Raw genomic sequence first — 20,110 nt, forward strand, 5'->3', positions numbered from 1 at the left:
GCCCATCAGGGGTGCGTTCGAGCGGTGCATTTCTTTAAGGGTTTAGGCTTCGCCGCGGCGAATCAGCTTGCCCTTAGGAGTCTGGAAATCGATGTCCTCGCCAGCCAGGATCGACTTGCGGACCACGCCTGCCAGGGTCTTGCCGTGGTACGGCGAGATTGGGTTCTTGTGGTGCAGCTTCTTCACGTCGACGACGAAGGCGTCTTCTGGAGCGAACAGCGCGAAGTCGGCGTCGTTGCCCAGAGCGATGGCGCCCTTGTTCTTCAGGCCTGCAAGCTCCGAAGGCTTGGTGGACATCCACGAGATGACCTTCTCCAAGGCAATGCCGCGCTTCTGGGCTTCGGTCCAGATCAGCGACAAGCCCAGCTGCAAGGAGGCTACGCCGCCCCACGCCACGCCGAAGTCGCCGTTCTCTACGTCCTTCAGGTCGATGGTCGACGGCGAGTGGTCCGAGACGATGCAGTCGATAATGCCCTCTTCAAGGCCCTTCCACAGCAGTTCGCGGTTCGAAGCCTCGCGGATCGGTGGGCAGCACTTGTAGGCGGTCGCACCGTTAGGGATTTCCTCGGCCAGCAGAGTCAGGTAGTGAGGGCAGGTTTCAACGGTGATCTTCACGCCGTCGGCCTTGGCGGTCTTGATCATTGCCAATGCATCGGAGCTGGACAGGTGCAGCACGTGGGCGCGCACTCCGGTCCAGCGGGCGCGCTCGATCACCTGGGCGATGGCCACGTTCTCGGCGCCGCGCGGGCGGGACTTCAGGAAGCGGTCGTACTGGTCGCCCTCGGCGTCCGGTGCGTGGTCGATGGAGCTGGAATCCTCGGCGTGCACGATCATCAGCGAGTCGAAGGACTTCAGCTCTGCCATGTCCTCTTCCATCTCATCGACGGTCAAGGCAGGGAACTCGTCCACGCCGGAGTGCAGCAGGAAGCACTTGAAGCCGAAGACGCCCGCGTCGTGCAGTTCGCGCAGGTTGCCCTTGTTGCCTGGGATGGCACCGCCCCAGAAGCCGACGTTTACGTAAGCCTTAGGGGCCGCGGCGGCCTTCTTGATCTCCAGGTTCTCCAAGGTCACCGTTGGAGGAATGGTATTCAGCGGCATATCCACAATGGTGGTCACGCCGCCAGCTGCCGCTGCCTTGGTGGCGGACTCGAAGCCCTCCCACTCGGTGCGGCCGGGCTCGTTCACGTGCACGTGGGTGTCCACCAGGCCTGGCAGCAGCACCTCGTCGGCGCCGACCTCGATGACGCGCTTGCCTTCAAGGTTGTTGCCCAGCGGTTCGATGGCGACGATCTTGCCGTCGCGCACACCGATTTCGCGTGCGGTGATGCCGGCGGTGGTCAAAATGCGTTCGCCGCGCAGAACCAGGTCGAACTGGGCCTTTGCGGCGGAATTTGCTTCGCGTTCAACGGCTTCGTTGATGCTCATGAGGCGTTCCTACTCGTTAAAATCTTTGGCGGCTGCACTACGCAGCCTTTGTAATTCTAGATGGTTGTGGCGCGGGGCACACCCATATTGGTGAACCGGTGCCCCGCGCCAAAACATTTGTGCGTGTCTAGGTAGCGACGACTAACCTTTAGGCACTCACGGTGGCATCTGCGCCCAGCGGCACCAACGCGGTCGGTGCATCTTCGGCGGTCAATGCCAAGTCTTCAAACTCGTTCACAGCATCCAAGGCTGCGCCCATGGCGATGTTGGTGACCTTTTCCAGGATCACTTCAACAACCACTGGCACCTGGAACTCCTCGGCCAGGCGCTGTGCCTCGGCGAAGCCGTCGGCCAGCTTGGCAGGATCCTCGACGCGAACAGCCTTGCAGCCCAGGCCTTCGGCAACCTTGACGTGGTCCACGCCGTAGCCGTTGGTCTCTGGGGAGTTGATGTTGTCGAAGCCCAGCTGTACGTGGTAATCCATGTCGAAGCCGCGCTGCGACTGGCGGATCAGGCCCAGGTAGGAGTTGTTAACCACTACGTGCACGTAAGGCAGCTTGAACTGTGCGCCTACTGCCAGCTCTTCGATCATGAACTGGAAGTCGTAGTCGCCGGAAAGGGCAACAACCTTCTGGCCTGGCTTGCCGCGGACGACGCCCAGGGCGGCTGGACCGGTCCAGCCCAGCGGGCCTGCCTGCCCTGCGTTGATCCAGCGGCGTGGACCGAAGACGTGCAGCATCTGCGCGCCGGCGATCTGGCTCAGGCCGATGGTGGACACGTAGGTGGTGTCGCGGTCGAAGGCCGCATTCATTTCCTGGTACACGCGCTGCGGCTTGACCGGGATGTTGTCGAAGTTGGTCTTGCGGTGATCGGTGCCCTTGCGTGCAGTCGATGCGTCGGCCCACTCGGTGTAGTCAGGCAGGGTGCCTGCGGCTTTGCGCTCGCGCACAACTTCCAGGATGGCGTCGATAGCTGCGCCGGCGTCCGAGGTGATGCCCAGGTCCGGGGTGAACACGCGGCCGATCTGGGTTGGCTCGATGTCGACGTGGATGAACTTGCGGCCTGCACGGTACACGTCCAGGGCACCGGTGTGGCGGTTGGCCCAGCGGTTGCCCAGGCCCAGAACCACGTCGGACTCCAAGAAGGTGGCGTTGCCGTACTTGGTGTGGGTCTGGATGCCGACCATGCCAGCCTGCAGGCGGTGGTCGTCGGCGATCGCGCCCCAGCCCATCAGGGTTGGGGAAACCGGGATGTTCAGCTCTTCGGCCAGCTCAACAAGCTGCTCCGATGCGTTGGCGTTGATGACGCCGCCGCCGGCGATGATCAATGGCTTCTTGCCCGAAAGCAGCAGGTCCACGATCTTCTCAGCCTGGCCGCGGGTGGCCTTCGGCTTCTCCACTGGCAATGGCTCGTAGGCGTCGATGTCGAAGTCGATCTCAGCCATCTGCACGTTGATCGGCAGGTCCAGCAGCACTGGGCCTGGACGCGAGGAGCGCATGACCTGGAAGGCCTTGGCGAAGGTGCCTGGGACCAGGCCCGGCTCCAGGATGGTGGAGGCGAACTTGGTGACCGGCTTGGCGATGGACTCGATGTCCACTGCCTGGAAGTCTTCCTTGTGCAGCACGTTGGTCGGTGCCTGGCCGGTGATCGCCAGGAATGGGATCGAGTCGGCGGCGGCCGCGTACAGGCCGGTGATCATGTCGGTGCCTGCAGGACCGGAGGTGCCAAGGCACAGGCCGATCTTGCCGGTGGCGCGCGAGTAGCCGTCGGCTGCGTGCGATGCGCCCTCAACGTGGCGGTGCAGGGTGTGGCGGATGCCGCCGTGGGCCTTCATGGCCGAGTACAGCGGGTTGATGGCAGCACCTGGCAGGCCGAAAGCCTCGGTTGCGCCTTCCTTTTCCAAAATCAGCACAATGGCGTCTACAGCGCGCATCTTTGCCATGGGGTTCACGTCCTAAAAATTTGAGTGCGTCGCCTGGCCGTTCTGAGCAGGAACGGCCGGGCGGCAATGAGTACTGCGGGAAGAGAGGTACCCTGCGGCGAGGCGCCAGGTGCATGAGTCACCATGACTTCGCCCCCTTGAGCACCGGATTCCGGCAATGAACTGGAACAAAGCTCATTGCGTGCCAATGATGATTTCTCGTGTTTTGCCGTGTCATCAAAACACCGAGTCAGCAACATCGTTCAGGGTCGGCACACCACCGAAATCCGAGGGGTTGAAGTTACCTGGCGCCAGCGCCGCAGGAAGTTTTTTGCCTAGTGCTTAGGCGGAGACGGTCTCGTCGACCTTGCCCGACAGGCGCTGTACGCCGCGGAACAGGCCCGAGTGGTCCAGTGCGCCGTCGCCGGAGGCAACGGTGGAGGTGACCAGCTGGGCAACCAGTGCGCCCAGCGGGAGCACGACGCCTGCTTCACGGGCGGCCGAGGTGACGATGCCCATGTCCTTGTTGTGCAGGGCCAGACGGAAGCCCGGTGCGAATTCGCGGTCCAGGATCTTCTGGGCCTTCTGGTTCAGCACTGCCGAGCCTGCCAGGCCGCCGCCGAGGACCTTGATGGCCGAGTCGGTGTCCACGCCGTAGGCTTCGAGGAAGACGACTGCTTCGCTCAGTGCCTGGATGTTGGCCGCAACGATCAGCTGGTTGGCTGCCTTCACGGTCTGGCCGGAGCCCGATGGGCCCACCAGGACGATGGTCTTGCCCACAGCGTTCAGCGCTGCCGAGGCTGCGTCGAAGTCTGCCTGCTCGCCGCCGACCATGATGGACAGCACGCCGTCGATAGCGCCCTGCTCGCCGCCGGAGACCGGGGCGTCCAGTGGACGCAGGCCTGCTTCGCGGGCTGCAGCTGCCAGGTTGACCGAAACGTCTGGGCGGATCGAGGAGTTGTCGATCCACAGTGCGCCGGCCTTGGCATTGGCGAAAACGCCTTCTGCGCCGGTGACGACTGCCTCGACGTCCGGGGAGTCCGGAACCATGGTGATGACGATGTCTGCGTCCTTGACCGCGTCAGCGATCGAGGTGGCGCCTTCGCCGCCGGCTGCGACCAGGTCGTCGATGGCCTTCTGGCTGCGGTTGAAACCCTTGACTGCGAAGCCTGCGTTCAGCAGGTTCTTTGCCATTGGCAGGCCCATGATTCCCAGGCCGATGAATGCTACGTTCTGCGACATGTTGTAAGTCCTTTTCGAAGAAGTCTGTGATGCTTAGGCGTTGGCGGAAGCGGTCTTCAGCCAGTCGAATGCGGTGGCGGAATCCTGCTTGTACTCCAGGGCCACCTTGCCGGTGTAGCCCAGCTCGACCGAGCGGTTGATCCAGTCGAACAGCGGCAGGTTGCCGGTGCCTGGAGCGCCGCGGCCCGGTGCGTCGGCGATCTGGATGTGGCCGAAGTCCTTGGCGTGCGCCTCGATGACTGCTGCAACATCGTCGCCGTTGACTGCCATGTGGTAGAAGTCTGCAAGCAGTGCGATGTTGGTGTTGCCGGTGGCCTTGACTGCATCGACGATCTTCAGTGCGTCGGCGGCCTTCTTCAGCGGGTAGGCCTCGGTGCCGGAAACTGGTTCGATCAGCACGGTGCCGCCGATCTTTGCTACGCCCTCGGTGGCGGCGACCAGGTTCTTCAGACCCAGCTCGTCCTGCTCTTCGGCGGTGAAGCCCTCAAGGCGGTTGCCGTACAGGGCGTTGAAAGACTTGCATCCGGTAGCTTCGCCGATGGCCGCCACTACTGCAACGTTGTCCTTGAACTCGCCGCAGCGTCCCTTCCAGGACACCAGGCCGCGGTCGCCGGCAGGCATGTCGCCGGCGAAGAAGTTCAGGCCGTCCAGCTGAACGCCTGCATCCTTGATGGATGCAACGAATTCGTCGACCTGCTTGTCGGTTGGTACGGCTTCAGCGAAGGGCCACCAGAATTCAACGCTGTCGAATCCCGCAGCCTTGGCTGCGGCTGCGCGCTCAAGGATTGGCAGTTCGGTGAGCAGGATCGAGCAGTTCAGAGTGTATGACACTGGCTTCCCCTTCGAGAACTAGATCGTTTTCCACTTTATGGAAGTTTGGTTTTGCTTTATGAAAACTCTAGAACGGGATCTAGATCACTGTCAAGACGTCGACGACACACTTCCACCAAGTGCACAGACTCGCCAAATAAAGCTGATATTTACCCCCTATATAGGAGAAACGCGAGGATATCGCGAGGCCGAAGACTGGGAGCCAACTCTTTTTCGAGCAGTTTCCGCAAGTCAGAACGATAGGAATTATTACCGCTTCGTGAAATTAAATTACGCTATTGCGATAATGTGAGCCACCGCATACAGTGGTATACCAACCGGCACATATCTCGGAGTACCGCTCAGGAGCAGCCATGAACCACCCACAGCGCGCGGAGCACCGCAAGCGCCCCTACCTAGGGAAGCAACAACCGTTGATGCACGACTTTGGACCAACTGCCGAGTTCTACGCGAACTTCGGCCAGCCTGTATTTCCATAAGTCCTTCGCAGCTGCGCCTGGCACACTGAATGTGCCGCCCGCGCGGCACATGTCTGCAAGATTCTTTGCACTTTTTCAGCAAGATTTTTGACCGCATCTTCGCGCGCCTTTAAATACGCCGGCAAACTGCGTTTCGGGCCCTGCGCGGCTGCGGTCCTTCGGACAAGGACTACCATCATGGCGCAAGACACGCCACAGGCCCTCACCTCGGATTCAGTATCCGCACAGCACGCCAGCCAGGGCATCGACCCGGCAAACCCCTTCAAGCTCAGCGCTTCGCTATACAACAAGGACCTCGCGCCCACCACCCGCGAAGGCCGCACCTGGAACGCCTACAGCATCTTCACCCTCTGGGCCAACGATGTGCACTCGCTGGGCAACTACGCCTTTGCCATCGGCCTCTTTGCCCTGGGCATGAGCGGCTTCCAGATCCTCGGCGCACTGGGCATCGGCGCCCTGCTGCTCTTCGCCCTGCTGACCCTCTCGGGCTTCATGGGTGAAAAGACCGGCGTGCCATTCCCGGTCATGAGCCGCATCGCCTTCGGCATCAACGGCGCGCAGATCCCCGCGCTGATCCGCGGCGCCGTAGCCATCGCCTGGTTCGGCATCCAGACCTACCTGGCATCCCAGGTGCTCTCGGTGATGGTCATCGCCGTGGCCCCGGGTGCAGCCTCCCTGCAGGACACCAGCTTCCTGGGCTTGAACATCCTGGGCTGGATCTGCTTCGTGATCCTCTGGATCATCCAGCTGGTCATCGTCTCCTACGGCATGGAAATGATCCGCAAGTACGAGGCCTTCGCCGGCCCGATCATCCTGCTGACCTTCCTCTCCCTGGCCATCTGGATGCTTTTCGAATCCGGCTTCACCGTCGCGATGCACACCGGCGAGCCGAAGAGCGGCCTTGAAATGTGGACCGGCATGCTCGGCGCCGCCTCCCTGTGGGTCGCCATCTACGGCACCTTCGTGCTGAACTTCTGCGACTTCACCCGCTCGGCAAACTCCAAGAAGGCCATCGTCAAGGGCAACTTCTTCGGCATCCCGATCAACATGCTGTTCTTCGGCGCCATCGTCGTGGTGCTCTCCGGCACCCAGTTCGCCATCAACGGCACCGTCATCACCTCGCCGTCGGACGTGGTCTCCGCCATCCCGAACACCGCGCTGCTGCTGCTGGCCTCCGGCGCCCTGCTGGTGTTGACCATCGCGGTGAACCTGATGGCAAACTTCGTGGCTCCGACCTTCGCGCTGACCAACCTGTTCCCGAAGCACCTGAACTTCCGCAAGGCGGCGCTGATCTCCGGCGTGATCGGCCTGATCATCCTGCCGTGGAACCTGTACAACTCCCCCGAGATCATCAACTACTTCCTCGGCGGCCTCGGCGCGCTGCTCGGCCCGCTGTTCGGCATCATCATGGCCGACTACTGGCTGATCCGCAAGGCTCGTGTCAACGTGATCGACCTGTACCGCACCGAGCCGGACGGCACCTACTTCTTCACCCGCGGCTTCAACCCCCGCGCCGTGGCGGCGCTGGTGATCAGCGCGGCGATTGCGCTGATGCTGGCCTTCGTTCCAGCCCTGCACGTGGTCAGCGAGTTTGCCTGGTTCCTGGGCTCGGGCTCCGGCGCCATCGCCTACCTGCTGCTGGCCAAGCGCCAGCATGACCTTGCAGACATCGACGGCGAGCCAATCGCCGTGAAGCCAACTCACTAAAGGGGCGGAACCATGCGCATTCTTGTACTCAACGTCAACACCACCGCCTCGATGACCCACGCCATCGGCGAATCAGCCCGCCAGGTCGCCTCGCCGGGCACCGAGATCATCGAGCTGACCCCCGACTTCGGCGCGGATTCCTGCGAGGGCAACTTCGAAAGCTACCTGGCGGCCATCGCCGTCATGGACAAGGTAGTGAACTACCCCGAGCCATTCGACGCGGTCATCCAGGCCGGCTACGGCGAGCACGGCCGCGAAGGCCTGCAGGAGCTGCTAGACGTCCCGGTCGTGGACATCACCGAGGCCGCCGCTTCCACCGCCCAGTTCCTGGGCCATAAGTATTCGGTAGTCACCACGCTCGACCGCGCGGTGCCGCTGATCGAGGACCGGCTCAAGCTGGCAGGCCTGACCGACCGCCTGGCTTCGGTGCGCGCCTCCGGGCTGGGCGTGCTGGAACTAGAATCTGATCCGGAGCGCGCCGTCGAGGCGATCGTCGAGCAGTCCCGCAAGGCTGTCGAGGACGACAAGGCAGAGGTCATCTGCCTGGGCTGCGGCGGAATGGCCGAGCTGGAGGAAAAGGTGGCGGCCGCCACCGGCGTGCCGATCGTCGACGGCGTGCGCGCCGCGGTGACCATCGCCGAGTCGCTGGTCCGTCTGGGACTGAGCACTTCCAAGGTCCGCACCTACGCGAACCCGCGCCCCAAGCAGGTCACCGGCTGGCCGATCACCCGCCAGTCGGCTCGTGCAGGCAACCAGAAGTAATAACCCAGTTTCTGCACAGCAACGCGTCCTAGACTCATAAGTACCTCATGAAGGTGCGAGTGATGACACGAAGAACCCTGCTTCCCCAAGGCAGGGTTCTTCAATTTAACCGGCAGGCAGGCCGCGGCTCGCAGATACCGAGAGAACGCCGAGCAGCAACTCAGCTCGCCCATAATTTCCGCATCTAGACTCGTAAGTACCTCATGAAGGTGCGAGTGATGACACGAAGAACCCCGCTTCCCCAAAGCGGGGTTCTTCACTTTAAGCCCCCAGCTACGGGACGATCACGAGCTTGCCGCGCACATGGCCGCTCTGGCTCAGCGCAAAAGCCTGGGCCACCTGATCCAGCCCGAAACTCTGCGCCACCTCGACCTTCAACGCTCCGCTGGCAGCCAATTCGCCCAGGCGCGCAGTTTCCCCGCCGTCCGGACGTACCCACACATAGCGCCCTCCGTGCTCGGCCACGCCGCCGTCCGCAATGGAGACGTGCTTCCCGCCGTCGGCGAGCACCGCGAGGGTTGTCTCAAGCTGTTCACCGACGAAGTCCGCCACCGCGTCCACCTTGCCGCCGGCAGCCTCAAGCACGCGCTCGACCACGCCTTCGCCATAGGCCACCGGCACCGCGCCGAGGCCGCGCAGGAAGTCGAAATTCTTCTCCGATGCGGTGCCCAGCACCGTGGCGCCGCGGGCCACGCCCAGCTGCACCGCCAGGCTGCCCACGCCGCCTGCCGCGCCATGGACCAGCAGCGTCTTGCCGTCCAGGTCCCCCAGGGTATCCAGCGCACGCTGCGCGGTGCCGCCGGCCAAGGGCAGGCCGCCTGCCTGCTCCCAGCTCAGTTCCGCCGGCTTGAGCGCCACGGCCTTGGCAGGAACCACCACATATTCGGCAAAGGTTCCGCCCTGGACCACGTCCTTGCGCGCGTAGGCCATCACCTCGTCGCCCACGTGGAATTCAGGGGTGTCAAAACCCACCGCTTCCACCACTCCTGCCACATCCCAACCGGGAATGACGGGGAAATAGGCGTCCATCAGCGGGTCGAGGTAGCCAGCCATGACCTTCCAGTCCACCGGGTTCACGCCGGCGGCCTTCACCTTGACCAGCACGGTTCCCGGGCCGACCTTCGGCTTCGGCACCTCGCGGACCTCAAGGCTTGAAAGATCCTGGCTGTACGTATCGTAGACAACTGCGCGCATGGCACTTCCTTCGTTCGGGTTCAGTTCTCTGTCTATGCCAACAGGAGCCCGGCGCGCATTCATTCCCAGTGTCTACAAAGCCACAGACTCAGGTGTACAGCGAGATCGGCTGCACCGTCCCGTTCAGGAAGTAGGCGCCGACTTCCACCTTCTTGTAGTCCACCGGGTCGTGCAGCGAGTGCGTGCGCACATTGCGCCAGAACACGTCCAGGCCGATCGAGCGCTTGGTGGAGCTGGCGCCGGTGGCCTCGTAGACCCTGCTGGTCACCTCCAGCGCCACCTCGGTGGAGACGACCTTCAGTCCGGCGATCTCGACCTCCAACTGTGCACGGTCTTCGGCGGTGACAGCAGTTCCGCGCCCTATGACCTCGTCGTAGCGGCGGTTGAGCCGGTCGGCCAGCGCTTCGACCGCCTGGGTCTTGGCCACCAGTTCGCCCAGCGTGCGGTGCACCAGCGGATCCTGCGCATAGGTGTCCACCCCGGACAGGAACCACGAGTTTTTCCGTGCGAGAGTCAGCTCGCGGGCCTGTTCCAATGCCCCCTGGGCGGCGGCCAGGTAGATGTTGCCGAAGAGCAGCTGCACTCCGGGGGTCACGAGCGTGGAGAAGGCGGTGCCCTCGTCGAAGCCCACGATGTCGTCCTCGGTGATTTCGATGTCTTGGAACTTCACCGAGCCGCTGGCCGAAGCGCGCTGGCCCAGGTGGTCCCAGTCGTCTTGGAAGTGCACTCCCTCGCGGGTGCGCTCGAAGGCGAAGATCACCACCTTGCCGTCATGCGCGCCGCCGCTGGCCTGGGCCGCGGAGATGATCACATCGGTGGCTGCTGCCCCGGTGGCAAAACGCTTGAGCCCGTTCAGCCGATAGCCTTCGCCGTCTGCCACCAGGCTCAGATCCGGATCCACCGGATTCAGCGCATCACTCCACAGCTGCTCCTGCGCCGCAATCTTCTCAAAGAACCGCGACTGGTCGCGGCCCTGGCCGTAGAAGGCCAGGCAGGAGGAGTTCAAGTAGTGGTAGCCCAGGATCTGCGCGATGGACGCGTCTGCCCGGCCCAGGATCCGCACCACCGCGAAGGCGGTTTCCCAGTGCGCTCCGGATCCGCCGAAGCGCTCGGGCACCACGAGCTTGGCCAGCCCGTGCTCGCGCAGCAGCTCGATGGCCTCGTGCGGCACAGCGCCGCTTTCATCGCGCTGCAGCGCGCCCTCGGTCAGCAGGCTGGCCGCGCGCCGCGCGATTTCGCTGTAGTGCGCCAGCTCCGTCGCATCGGCCGTTCCGCTGAACAGCGGCAGTTCTTCAACAAGGTGGTTGGTCATGGTTCTTCTTCCGGTGCTAGTCGAGGGTGAGCGAGCGGCGCTGGGCGGCGACGATGGGGCCGGCGACCAGGCCCGCAGAAAGCAGGACCAGCACGCCGATGGAGAACGGGCCGTAGCCCTCTTCGCCGACCAGAGAAGGCAGGTTGGCGAGGATGATCGCCAGGAATCCAAGCAGGCCCAGCAGCCCTAGGCCCGGGGCGATGCGGCGCTGCCACCTCGGCCCGCCCTTCTGCTTGGTCCCGAAGAACACCAGCACCGCAATGGAGGTCAGCGTCAGCAGCAGCACCACGCCCACCGAGGAGATGCCGCCCAGCCAGGTGTAGAACTGGGCGATCGGGTCCAGCCGCAGCAGCACCGCCAGGACCACCAGCACGCCGACCACCGAGGAGGCCAGCAGCGAGGCGGAGGCTGGCGATCCGAGCTTCGGGTGCGCGGTGCCCAGCGAGGCCGGCAGGATGCCGCGGCTGCCCAGCTGGAAGAAGTAGCGCGAGACGATGTTGTGGAAGGAGAGGATGCAGGCGAACAGGCTGGTCACGAACAGCAGCTGGGCGATGTGCCCGCCGGCTGCGCCCAGGTAGGCTTCGGTGGTGCTCTGCAGCAGCGTGCCGGGGTTCTGCGTGGCCTTCTCCACGATGGTGCTTTCGCCGTTGGCGCTGATCAGCACCCAGCTGGACAGGGTGTAGAAGACGCCGATGGAGATCAGCGAAATGTAGGTGGCGCGCGGGATGGTGCGGTCCGGGTCCTTGGCCTCGTCGCGGAACACCGCGGTGGCCTCGAAGCCGACGAAGCTGAGGATCGCAAACAGGATTCCCACGCCCGGCGCCCCGGAGACGATCTGCGCCGGGGTGACGATGCCGGTGGCGAAGCCTTCGGGGCCGCCGCCGGAGAACACCACCACCGCGTCGAGCACCAGCACGATCGCCACCTCGGCGATCAGCAGCACCGCCAGCAGCTTGCCCGACAGTTCGATGTTCAGGTAGCCGAAGATGCTCACGATGACGAAGCCCAGCGCCGCCCACAGCCACCACGGCAGCTCCGGGCCGCCGTAGGCCTGCACCAGCTCCGCCAGCCCCGGGCCGAACAGCCCGAACACACCGGCTTCCAGCGCCAGGTAGGCGAACAGCGCGGCAAACGCCGCTCCCAGGCCCAGGCCGCGCCCCAGCCCGGCGCCGATGTATGCGTAGAACGCGCCGGCGTTGGGCACAAAGCGGGTCATCTGGGTGAAGCCCACCGAGAACAGCAGCAGCACCACCGTGGCGATCACGAAGGAGAACGGGAAGCCGGTCCCGTTGCCGCCGGCGATGCCCAGCGGCACGGGCCCGCCGATGACGCCCAGTGGAGACGCGGCGGCGACGACGATGAAGACGATGGAGGCCACCGAGAGGTTGCCGCGCAGGCGGCCGCCCGGCTCGGTGCCGGTTTCGGCGGCAGGCGCCGGGGCAAGTGTTTGGTTGTGGGACATGGCGAGGTGCTTCCAGTTGTTCATTGAGGGGTTGGCTCAACGATAGGAGCTGGAATCGCGGGGCTGAAGGGCGGTGCAACGAAAATTCAGACGCCGTCACACAGCCTGCCGCCGCGCGTCACATTCGCCGGCCGCCGCAGCGCCAGCACGTCACATCCAGCGTTGTATTTCGACATAAATGACGCATTGGCCGGAAGCCGGCGTCATTTTCGATTTTTGCTTGAAATCTGCTGGACACGGCAAAACCCCCGCGGCTATTGAACCGCGGGGGATCTTCGGGTGTTCTAGCGCCAGGCGGCTTCCATGTCGGTTTCGCCGTCGAAGAAGTTCGCCGTTGCCCCGCGCAGCAGATGCTCGCCGAGGACCAGCGCGATCGCCTCGGCCACGTTTTCGCGGGAGGTGCTGGTCGTTTCGGGCACCAGCCCGTCCAGCCGGCCCTGGGCATCGGCCACGGTAATCTTGCCGCTGCCAGGCTCCAGCGTCAGTGCGCCGGGGCCGAGGATCGTGTAGTCCAGGCCCGAATCGCGCAGCACCGCGTCGGCCCGGTGCTTCGCCTTGGCATAGGGGTAGAAGGAGTGCGAGGGGTCGAGCACCTCCACGTCGACCAGCGCGCGGGAGTAGGAGACCATCACGAAGCGGGAAATTCCGCTCTGCTTGGCGGCGCGGATCGCGCGCACCGCGGATTCATAGTCCACGGCGTTCGTGCGCAGCGGGTCGCCGCCGCCGGCGCCCGCAGAAAAGACGATGGCGGCGGCGCCCTCGAAGGCGGCGGCCAATTCATCCACGCCTGCACGTTCAATGTCCAGCACCACCGGATTGGCTCCGGCTGCCTGCACATCCGCCGCCTGCTCGGGCTTGCGGATCAGCGAATCCACGGCAAACCCGCGGGAAATAAGTTTGGGGGCGGCGAGCAGCGCAACCTTGCCGTGCCCGCCCAGAATGACTACGCGTGGTGTATCGGTCATAACGTTTCCTCTCGTTGTCTGCCCATTAACAACCTCCCTCCTCCCCCTGCTATTCCGCGCGGCAGGGGCGCAGTGCTTGAATGGATACAGGAAGGACAGGTGCACCACCATGGAATTTTCAGTCGGCGACCACGTCTCATGGAACTCGGAAGCTGGCAGGGTCAGCGGCCGCATCACCAAAATCCACACCGCTGATTTCGACTACAAGGGCCACCGCCGGCACGCCAGCTCCCACGAGCCGCAGTACGAGATCAAGAGCGATAAGACCGAGCACATCGCCGCCCACAAGGGCAGCGCGCTGCATCTGGTTCAGGACTCCTAGTGCAGCCGGTCTTCACCATCGGCCATTCAAACCTGTCAGGCGAGGACTTCACCGCGCTGCTGCTGGAGCAGCGCATCGACACGGTGCTCGATGTGCGCAAGCTGCGCGGCTCTGCCAAATTTCCGCAGTTCAACGCGGATCAGCTCGAACAGCGCCTAGCGGCTGACTCCATCGCCTTGCGCTGCGACCCGGATTTGGCCGGGCGCCGGCCGGTGAGCAAAACAGTGCCCTTTGAGCGCAACGCCTGGTGGCAGAACCGCAGCTTCCACAACTATGCGGACTACGCCATGGGCCAGCAGTTCGCCGACGCCCTGCAGCGGGTGCTCGAGCTGTCCCGGGAGCACCGGGTGGCACTGATGTGCGCCGAGGCGCTGTGGTGGCGCTGCCATCGCCGGATCATCGCCGACCACCTGCTCGCCCGCGGGCAGCGGGTCATCCACGTGGTCGGCTCGAGTGCCGCCGACGCTGCGCTCAGCGCCGGGGCGGTGCCTGGCCCGCCGCTGTCCTATCCCGCGGCCGTGCCTTCCCATTCGTCGGCCAGCAGCGCGTAGACCATTCCGTCCATCCACTGCCCGCTGCGGTGCAGGCCGCTGGCCCGGCTATAGGCCTCGCGGCGCATGCCCACCCGCTCCATCAGCTTGTATGACGGCTCGTTCGCCGCAAAGCATTCAGCGGTGAGCCGGCGCAGTCCCAGCGCGCCGAAACAGAGCTCGATCACCGCCTGCACCGCCTCGGTGGCATAGCCGAGACCCGAGTAGGCAGGATCGAAGCTCCAGCCCAGCTCGGCTTCCACCCCGAGGGTCTGCTCGACGACTTCGCTCTGACCCCAGCCATCATGGACCTTGACCATGACGGTGCCGATCAGCGTTGCGGCGCCCTGCTCATCGACCAGCTCCACCGCGACGTCGCGCTCCCTGCGGCCCTCTTCAAAGTACAGGCGCTCGTAGTCAGCAAGCTCGGTGGGTCCGGAAGTGATCCATTCATAGACTTCTGGCAGCTGGCGATAGCGCCACGTCGCCAGCAGGTCATCGGCCTCCAGCCGGCGCAGCCGCAGCCGCTGGGTGTGGACCGGCCAGGCAACTTTATTCAGCGCATCAGTCATGGAAAAAGCTTATTCGAGCAGGGCTCAACACGGTGCACCAGCGTCAAAGAAGAAAATTAGCTAACTATTTTGAGTTGTATTTCAACGCTATCTATCAACGCTCTCCCGCGGATTTCCGCGGTTTTCGAGCTGAACCCGGGAGAATTTAGTCATGTAAACCTGCCTCGGGTGAGTCATCTAACACATGATTCACTTTTCTTAATTTGGACAGCTAAGGCTAAGCTAATTCCAAGATCACTTGTTCAGCAACTTCACATGTTGCCCAACGACGAAGGAAAACATGGCCTCCATGAAGCTTCGCGCCGCAGCTCTCCTGAGCATCGCCGCACTGTCCCTGACCGCCTGCGGTTCGACCAACTCCTCGGCCTCCGAGAACACCGCGTCGGGCAAGACCGTAACCATCACGGACAACGACGGCGAAAAGACCGTTCCAGCCGAAGCCAAGTCGGTCGTCGCCACCGACAACCGCACCTTCGAAACCCTGAGCGACTGGGGTGTAGAGCTCAAGGCCGGCGCCGTATCGCTGATGCCGGAGACCATCGAGTACACCAAGAACAAGGACATCATCGACCTGGGCAGCCACCGCGAGCCAAACCTGGAAGCAGTAGTCGAGGTGAACCCGGACCTGATCATCAACGGCCAGCGCTTCACCCAGCACGCCGACAAGCTCAAGGAACTAGCCCCTAACGCCACCCTGGTCAACCTGGACCCGCGCGACGGCCAGCCGCTGGACAAGGAGCTGGAGCGCCAGACCACCGTTCTGGGCGAAGTCTTCAACAAGAAGGATGAAGCTGCCAAGCTGAACGCAGACCTCGAAGCCGCGAAGAAGCGCGTCACCGACGCCTACGACTCCAAGGACACCGTTATGGGCCTGATCGCCTCCGGCGGCAAGTTCGGCTACTCGGCCCCCAAGACCGGCCGCACCGTGGGCCCGATGTTCGACTTCCTGAACCTGACTCCTGCGCTGGACGTGCCTGAAGCCTCCACCGACCACGAGGGCGACGACGTTTCCGTCGAGGCCATCGCCAAGTCGAACCCAGACTGGATCATCGTGATGGACCGCGACGCGGCAGTGGCAGCCGACGAGGAGGGCTACAAGCCAGCCAAGGAGCTGCTGGAGAACTCCGAGGCGCTGAAGAATGTCACCGCGGCGAAGAAGGGCCAGGTATTGATCATGCCTTCGGACACCTACACCAACGAGGGCATCCAGACCTACACCGAATTCCTCAACCAGTTCGCTGATGCGCTTCAAGCAGCCAAGTAACATGCGCTTTAGCGCATAAAGACAGGTGGCAGGGCAGTTGCCCTGCCACCTTGTCGCGTCTCAACCACACACGAACCGGCGGCAACATGACTACCATCGCCCACAAGGGCAAACTCTTCGACTACAAGCTCGGCCTAGGCGTCCTGGGCGTGCTTGTGCTTCTGGCCTTCTCGCTGTTCACCGGCGTCTACGACATCTTCGGGGCCGAGGACGGCGCAGAAATGTTCGCCGTCACCCGCATCCCGCGCACCATCGCCCTGGTGCTGGCAGGCGCCGCGATGTCGATGAGCGGGCTGGTCATGCAGCTGCTCACGCAGAACCGCTTCGTGGAGCCCACCACCACCGGCACCACCGAATGGGCGGGCCTAGGCCTGCTGGTCATGCTGGTGCTCTTCCCGCAGGCATCGATCCTGTCCAAGATGGCGGTGGCGATCCTCTTCGCCTTCATCGGCACCATGCTCTTCTTCCTGTTCCTGCGCCGCGTCTCGCTCAAGGCCTCGCTCACGGTGCCGATCGTGGGCATCATGCTCGGCTCCGTAGTTGGCGCATTCTCCACCTTCCTGGCGCTGACCACCGACAAGCTGCAGTCTCTGGGCATCTGGCTGGCAGGCTCCTTCACCGCGGTGATCCGCGGGCAGTACGAGGTGCTGTGGATCGTCGCGGCCGTCTGTGTTGCTGTGTTCATCGTCGCCGACCGCTTCACCGTGGCGGGCCTGGGCGAGGAGATCGCCACCAACGTGGGCCTGAACTACCGCAATGTGATGCTGCTGGGCACCGCGCTGATCGCGATCGCCACCGGCGTGGTCACCGTGGTTATCGGCAACCTGCCGTTTTTGGGGCTGATCGTGCCGAACATCGTCTCCATGCTGCGCGGCGACGACCTGCGCAGCAACCTGCCGTGGGTCTGCCTGCTGGGCATCGCGATCACCACCGTGTGCGATCTGATCGGCCGCACCATCATCTCTCCTTTCGAGATCCCGGTTTCGCTGATCCTCGGCGTGATCGGCGCCGTGGTCTTCATCGTCCTACTACTCAGGCAGCGTGCTCGTGGTTAATCTGCTTTCCTCCCCCGTGCGGCTGGGCCGCGGCGGCCCGCGCAGCTCGGGCTCCATGCCCACCTCCAAGGTCCGCAAGCGCTACTGGATCACCTTTGCAGTCATGCTGGCGCTCGCGCTGGTGTTCGGGTTCGGGCTGCTGGCCTGGGACAACCCGATGCCAGTGGGATCTCAGGGCTTCTGGATCATCGCGAAGATGCGCGCCGGCACCATCCTGGCGATGATCGTGGTGGCCGCCTGCCAGGCGATCGCCACCGTCTCCTTCCAGACGGTGACGAACAACCGCCTGATCACCCCATCGATCATGGGCTTCGAAGCGCTGTACCGGGTGGTGCAGACCGGCGCGGTGTTCTTCCTGGGCATCGCCGGAATCACCTTCTTCACCGGCATCGGCCAGTTCGCTCTGCAGGTGGCGATCATGGTCGCGCTGTCGGTGGCGCTCTACGGCTGGCTGCTGAGCGGCAAGCTTGGCAATATCCAGATCATGTTGCTGGTGGGCATCATCATCGGCACCGGGCTGGGCTCCGTCGCCACCTTCATGCAGCGCCTGCTCACCCCGAGCGAATTCGACGTGCTCACCGCGCGCCTCTTCGGCTCGATGACCAACGCGGAAATGAGCTACATGCCGCTGGCCATCCCGCTGGTGCTGGTTGCCGGCGGCTACCTGGTGGCAAGCTCCAAGAAGCTGAACATCCTGGCACTGGGCCAGGAAACCACCATCAACCTGGGGCTGAACCACCGCCGCGAAACCATGGTGAGCCTGTTCTTCATCTCCATCCTGATGGCGGTGAGCACCGCGCTGGTCGGCCCGCTGACCTTCCTGGGCTTCCTGGTCGCCACCCTTGCCTACCAGCTGGCTGACACCTACGACCACCGCTACATCTACCCGATGGCATTCCTCACCGGGTTCGTGGTGCTGGCAGGCTCCTACTTCATCATGAAGAACATCTTCTACGCCCAGGGCGTGGTCGGCATCATCATCGAGGCCGTCGGCGGCATAACATTCCTCATCTTCATCCTGCGAAAGGGCCGGCTGTGATCACCCTGAACGACGTCCACAAGAAGTACTCCTCCACCGTGGCCATCGGCCCGGTGACCCTGCAGATCCCCACCGGCGGCATCACCGCGCTAGTGGGCCCGAACGGCGCCGGCAAGTCCACCATGCTCACCATGGTCGGCCGTCTGCTGGGCATCGATTCGGGCACGATCGAGGTGGCGGGCTATGACGTGGCCACCACCAACTCCAAGGACCTGGCGAAGATCGTCTCGATCCTGCGCCAGGAGAACCACTTCGTCACCCGGCTGACGGTGCGCCAGCTGGTGGGCTTCGGCCGCTACCCGCACTCCAAGGGGCGGCTGACCAAGGACGACGAGGCGATCATCTCCCGTTCCATCGACTTCCTCGATTTGGGCGAACTCGAAGGCCGCTACCTGGACGAGCTCTCCGGCGGGCAGCGGCAGCGCGCCTACGTGGCGATGGTGCTGGCCCAGGACACGGACACCGTGCTGCTGGACGAGCCGCTGAACAACCTGGACATGAAGCACTCGGTGGTGATGATGAGCCACCTCAAGCGTGCGGCGGAAGAGCTGAACCGCACCATCGTGATCGTGCTGCACGACATCAACTTCGCCGGCCACTACGCCGACTACATCTGCGCGATGAAGAACGGCCAGGTCGTCGAGTTCGGCACCCCGGAACGCATCATGAACGACGAAATCCTCACGAACGTGTTCGAGACGCCGATCAGCGTCATCGACGGCCCGAAGGGCCCGTTGGCGGTGTACTACTAAGCCTTAAGAGCATCAGTCTTCGAGCAAACGGCGCTGCCGGTCAATAAAATCAGCCATGCCAGGGACGGTAAAGGCAACATATCCTCGTTGCGGTGAGTAGATGATGCCCTTGCTGATCAACGAGGCCCGCATGGGTGCCAGCGCCTGCGCTGACTTGTCCAGCCGTTGAGAAATGTCAGCGCTTCGCGATTCCCTGTCGCCATCCGTAGCCATTGCTGACATGTACGCGCGCTCCGAAGGCGTAGCCCGCTCCCATCTAGCCGGGAAGAACCCCGAGTCAAGCCGTGCCCGGCCGAGAGCTACTGCCGCCTGCGCGTTTTGCACAGAGAAGGGCGATGCCGTCGCAACGGTCCACATTGCACTTCCAAATTCCTGCAAGAAGTAGGGGTAGTTGCCGGTTTCCTTGATTAATGCCTCTAGTGCCTCAGAGGAGTACGACTGCCCCATCTGCCCGGCCGGCCCCGTCAATGACTCCCTCGCCGCATCGTCGTCAAGCTCACCGATAATCCGGTACTCGAACAAGCGCTCCGCGTAGCTTCGTGCTTCGGTAAGCTTTGCGGGAAGGTTGGGCAGGCCAGTACCAATAATGTAAAAAGGCAATTCACGTTGCATCGCATAGTGCTGCACAGTAAGTAGCGATTCCAGCAGTTCTTCATCCAACTCTTGCATTTCGTCGATGAAGATCACCAGCGCACTACGCTCATGCCTGAGCGCAAGAGAAATATCTTCGACGGAATCCTGAAGGTCCAGGTCCAGCAACCCGCTTGATGCTCGAGACGGATCACGGTCAACACCAAGTGATAGGCCTTCAATTCCTACGCTCAGCGAAAAAGAAGTAACAGTCGACAGCATTTGTTTGATGCGGGCAGTGCTCACTTGCATCCGGTAACGGCCCGAAATACGGACAAACCCTGATGCCAAAGCACGCCGAGATGCTTCGGGTCCGCCAGCCCCGGGCCTGGCTTCAAACTGGATCACCGCGAATTGATGGTGCTCCGCAAGGCTGCGAAGCCTGTTCAGAAGCACGGTCTTACCAACGCCACGCAACCCACTGTAGACAATAGGCCGAACAGGAACAGACAATTTCGTCCGCGCAATGAGAGAGTCAAATGCCGCTAGGTCAGATTCGCGGCCAGCCAGCACACGAGGCGCAATTCCTGAACCAGGATGGTACGGATTGAGATCAGGTTCCACGAAACACGCCCCTTTGTATATAAAAGTATAGCCCTGTATAAGTTTTTACTATACTTCACTATACTTTCTTATACTCTTGGCT

19 protein-coding genes are annotated in these 20,110 nt (G+C 63.1%); 9 read left to right on the plus strand and 10 right to left on the minus strand.

Annotated features, from left to right (window positions below):
* Positions 1-42: 42 nt before the first annotated feature.
* From allB to AUR04nite_RS03220, 4 genes are all read right to left on the minus strand, one after another.
* Positions 43-1,425, minus strand: coding sequence for an allantoinase AllB (allB, locus tag AUR04nite_RS03205; protein ID WP_141361852.1), 1,383 nt, complete (start codon positions 1,423-1,425; stop codon positions 43-45).
* 148 nt (positions 1,426-1,573) lie between these two features.
* Positions 1,574-3,367, minus strand: coding sequence for a glyoxylate carboligase (gene gcl / locus AUR04nite_RS03210; protein ID WP_141361854.1), 1,794 nt, complete (start codon positions 3,365-3,367; stop codon positions 1,574-1,576).
* 321 nt (positions 3,368-3,688) lie between these two features.
* A complete protein-coding gene (locus AUR04nite_RS03215; protein ID WP_141361856.1) occupies positions 3,689-4,588 on the minus strand; it encodes a 2-hydroxy-3-oxopropionate reductase in 900 nt (299 codons plus the stop codon).
* A gap of 33 nt (positions 4,589-4,621) precedes the next feature.
* Positions 4,622-5,419: a hydroxypyruvate isomerase family protein gene (locus AUR04nite_RS03220; protein ID WP_141361858.1), complete on the minus strand. Its 798-nt coding sequence runs from the start codon at positions 5,417-5,419 to the stop codon at positions 4,622-4,624.
* 353 nt (positions 5,420-5,772) lie between these two features.
* On the opposite strand from AUR04nite_RS03220, the gene AUR04nite_RS18405 reads away from it, so the two are divergent.
* The 3 genes from AUR04nite_RS18405 to AUR04nite_RS03230 all read left to right on the plus strand — a co-directional run bounded on the left by AUR04nite_RS18405 (position 5,773) and on the right by AUR04nite_RS03230 (position 8,367).
* Complete coding sequence (locus AUR04nite_RS18405) at positions 5,773-5,898, plus strand: hypothetical protein (protein WP_281285099.1); 126 nt, start codon at positions 5,773-5,775, stop codon at positions 5,896-5,898.
* Positions 5,899-6,075: 177 nt separating this feature from the next.
* The gene (locus AUR04nite_RS03225) at positions 6,076-7,605 is read left to right on the plus strand and encodes an NCS1 family nucleobase:cation symporter-1 (RefSeq protein WP_141361860.1); all 1,530 of its coding nucleotides are present in this window, start codon (positions 6,076-6,078) and stop codon (positions 7,603-7,605) included.
* A 12-nt stretch (positions 7,606-7,617) separates the two neighbouring features.
* A complete protein-coding gene (locus tag AUR04nite_RS03230; RefSeq protein WP_141361862.1) occupies positions 7,618-8,367 on the plus strand; it encodes an aspartate/glutamate racemase family protein in 750 nt (249 codons plus the stop codon).
* Positions 8,368-8,640: 273 nt separating this feature from the next.
* On the opposite strand, the gene AUR04nite_RS03235 is transcribed toward AUR04nite_RS03230, so the two are convergent.
* The 4 genes from AUR04nite_RS03235 to AUR04nite_RS03250 all read right to left on the minus strand — a co-directional run bounded on the left by AUR04nite_RS03235 (position 8,641) and on the right by AUR04nite_RS03250 (position 13,300).
* The gene (locus tag AUR04nite_RS03235; protein ID WP_170184069.1) at positions 8,641-9,561 is read right to left on the minus strand and encodes an NADP-dependent oxidoreductase; all 921 of its coding nucleotides are present in this window, start codon (positions 9,559-9,561) and stop codon (positions 8,641-8,643) included.
* 88 nt (positions 9,562-9,649) lie between these two features.
* A complete protein-coding gene (locus AUR04nite_RS03240; protein ID WP_141361864.1) occupies positions 9,650-10,873 on the minus strand; it encodes an acyl-CoA dehydrogenase family protein in 1,224 nt (407 codons plus the stop codon).
* Between the two features lie 16 nt (positions 10,874-10,889).
* Positions 10,890-12,335, minus strand: coding sequence for an APC family permease (locus AUR04nite_RS03245; RefSeq protein ID WP_141361866.1), 1,446 nt, complete (start codon positions 12,333-12,335; stop codon positions 10,890-10,892).
* A gap of 284 nt (positions 12,336-12,619) precedes the next feature.
* Positions 12,620-13,300, minus strand: coding sequence for an SDR family oxidoreductase (locus AUR04nite_RS03250; protein ID WP_141361868.1), 681 nt, complete (start codon positions 13,298-13,300; stop codon positions 12,620-12,622).
* A gap of 109 nt (positions 13,301-13,409) precedes the next feature.
* Here AUR04nite_RS03250 and AUR04nite_RS03255 point away from each other — a divergent pair, with 109 nt between their 5' ends.
* Both AUR04nite_RS03255 and AUR04nite_RS03260 read left to right on the plus strand, forming a co-directional pair.
* Positions 13,410-13,622, plus strand: a complete 213-nt coding sequence (locus AUR04nite_RS03255) for a hypervirulence associated TUDOR domain-containing protein (protein WP_141361870.1) — start codon at positions 13,410-13,412, stop codon at positions 13,620-13,622.
* Positions 13,622-14,173 carry a DUF488 domain-containing protein gene (locus tag AUR04nite_RS03260; RefSeq protein WP_141361872.1) on the plus strand — a complete coding sequence of 184 codons (552 nt, stop codon included), beginning with the start codon at positions 13,622-13,624 and terminating at the stop codon, positions 14,171-14,173. The genes AUR04nite_RS03255 and AUR04nite_RS03260 overlap by 1 nt, the downstream gene beginning before the upstream one ends.
* Here AUR04nite_RS03260 and AUR04nite_RS03265 read toward each other — a convergent pair.
* A complete protein-coding gene (locus AUR04nite_RS03265) occupies positions 14,128-14,724 on the minus strand; it encodes a GNAT family N-acetyltransferase (RefSeq protein WP_141361874.1) in 597 nt (198 codons plus the stop codon). The two genes, AUR04nite_RS03260 and AUR04nite_RS03265, sit on opposite strands and share 46 nt — an antisense overlap.
* 280 nt (positions 14,725-15,004) lie before the next feature.
* Between AUR04nite_RS03265 and AUR04nite_RS03270 the strand changes: the two genes are divergently transcribed.
* From AUR04nite_RS03270 to AUR04nite_RS03285, 4 genes are all read left to right on the plus strand, one after another.
* Complete coding sequence (locus AUR04nite_RS03270; RefSeq protein WP_141361876.1) at positions 15,005-15,988, plus strand: siderophore ABC transporter substrate-binding protein; 984 nt, start codon at positions 15,005-15,007, stop codon at positions 15,986-15,988.
* Positions 15,989-16,074: 86 nt separating this feature from the next.
* A complete protein-coding gene (locus AUR04nite_RS03275; RefSeq protein ID WP_141361878.1) occupies positions 16,075-17,043 on the plus strand; it encodes an ABC transporter permease in 969 nt (322 codons plus the stop codon).
* A gap of 55 nt (positions 17,044-17,098) precedes the next feature.
* Entirely contained in the window at positions 17,099-18,082 is a 984-nt protein-coding gene (locus AUR04nite_RS03280) for an iron chelate uptake ABC transporter family permease subunit (RefSeq protein WP_141361972.1), read from the plus strand.
* Positions 18,079-18,834, plus strand: a complete 756-nt coding sequence (locus tag AUR04nite_RS03285; RefSeq protein ID WP_141361880.1) for an iron ABC transporter ATP-binding protein — start codon at positions 18,079-18,081, stop codon at positions 18,832-18,834. Before AUR04nite_RS03280 ends, AUR04nite_RS03285 begins: the two co-directional genes overlap by 4 nt.
* Before the next feature lie 12 nt (positions 18,835-18,846).
* Here AUR04nite_RS03285 and AUR04nite_RS03290 read toward each other — a convergent pair whose 3' ends face one another.
* Positions 18,847-20,028 (minus strand): ATP-binding protein, encoded by a 1,182-nt coding sequence (locus AUR04nite_RS03290; RefSeq protein WP_141361882.1) that lies wholly within the window; start codon positions 20,026-20,028, stop codon positions 18,847-18,849.
* Between the last annotated feature and the right edge of the window lie 82 nt (positions 20,029-20,110).

This window comes from Glutamicibacter uratoxydans (assembly GCF_006539925.1).
Taxonomy (GTDB): Bacteria; Actinomycetota; Actinomycetes; order Actinomycetales; family Micrococcaceae; genus Glutamicibacter; species Glutamicibacter uratoxydans.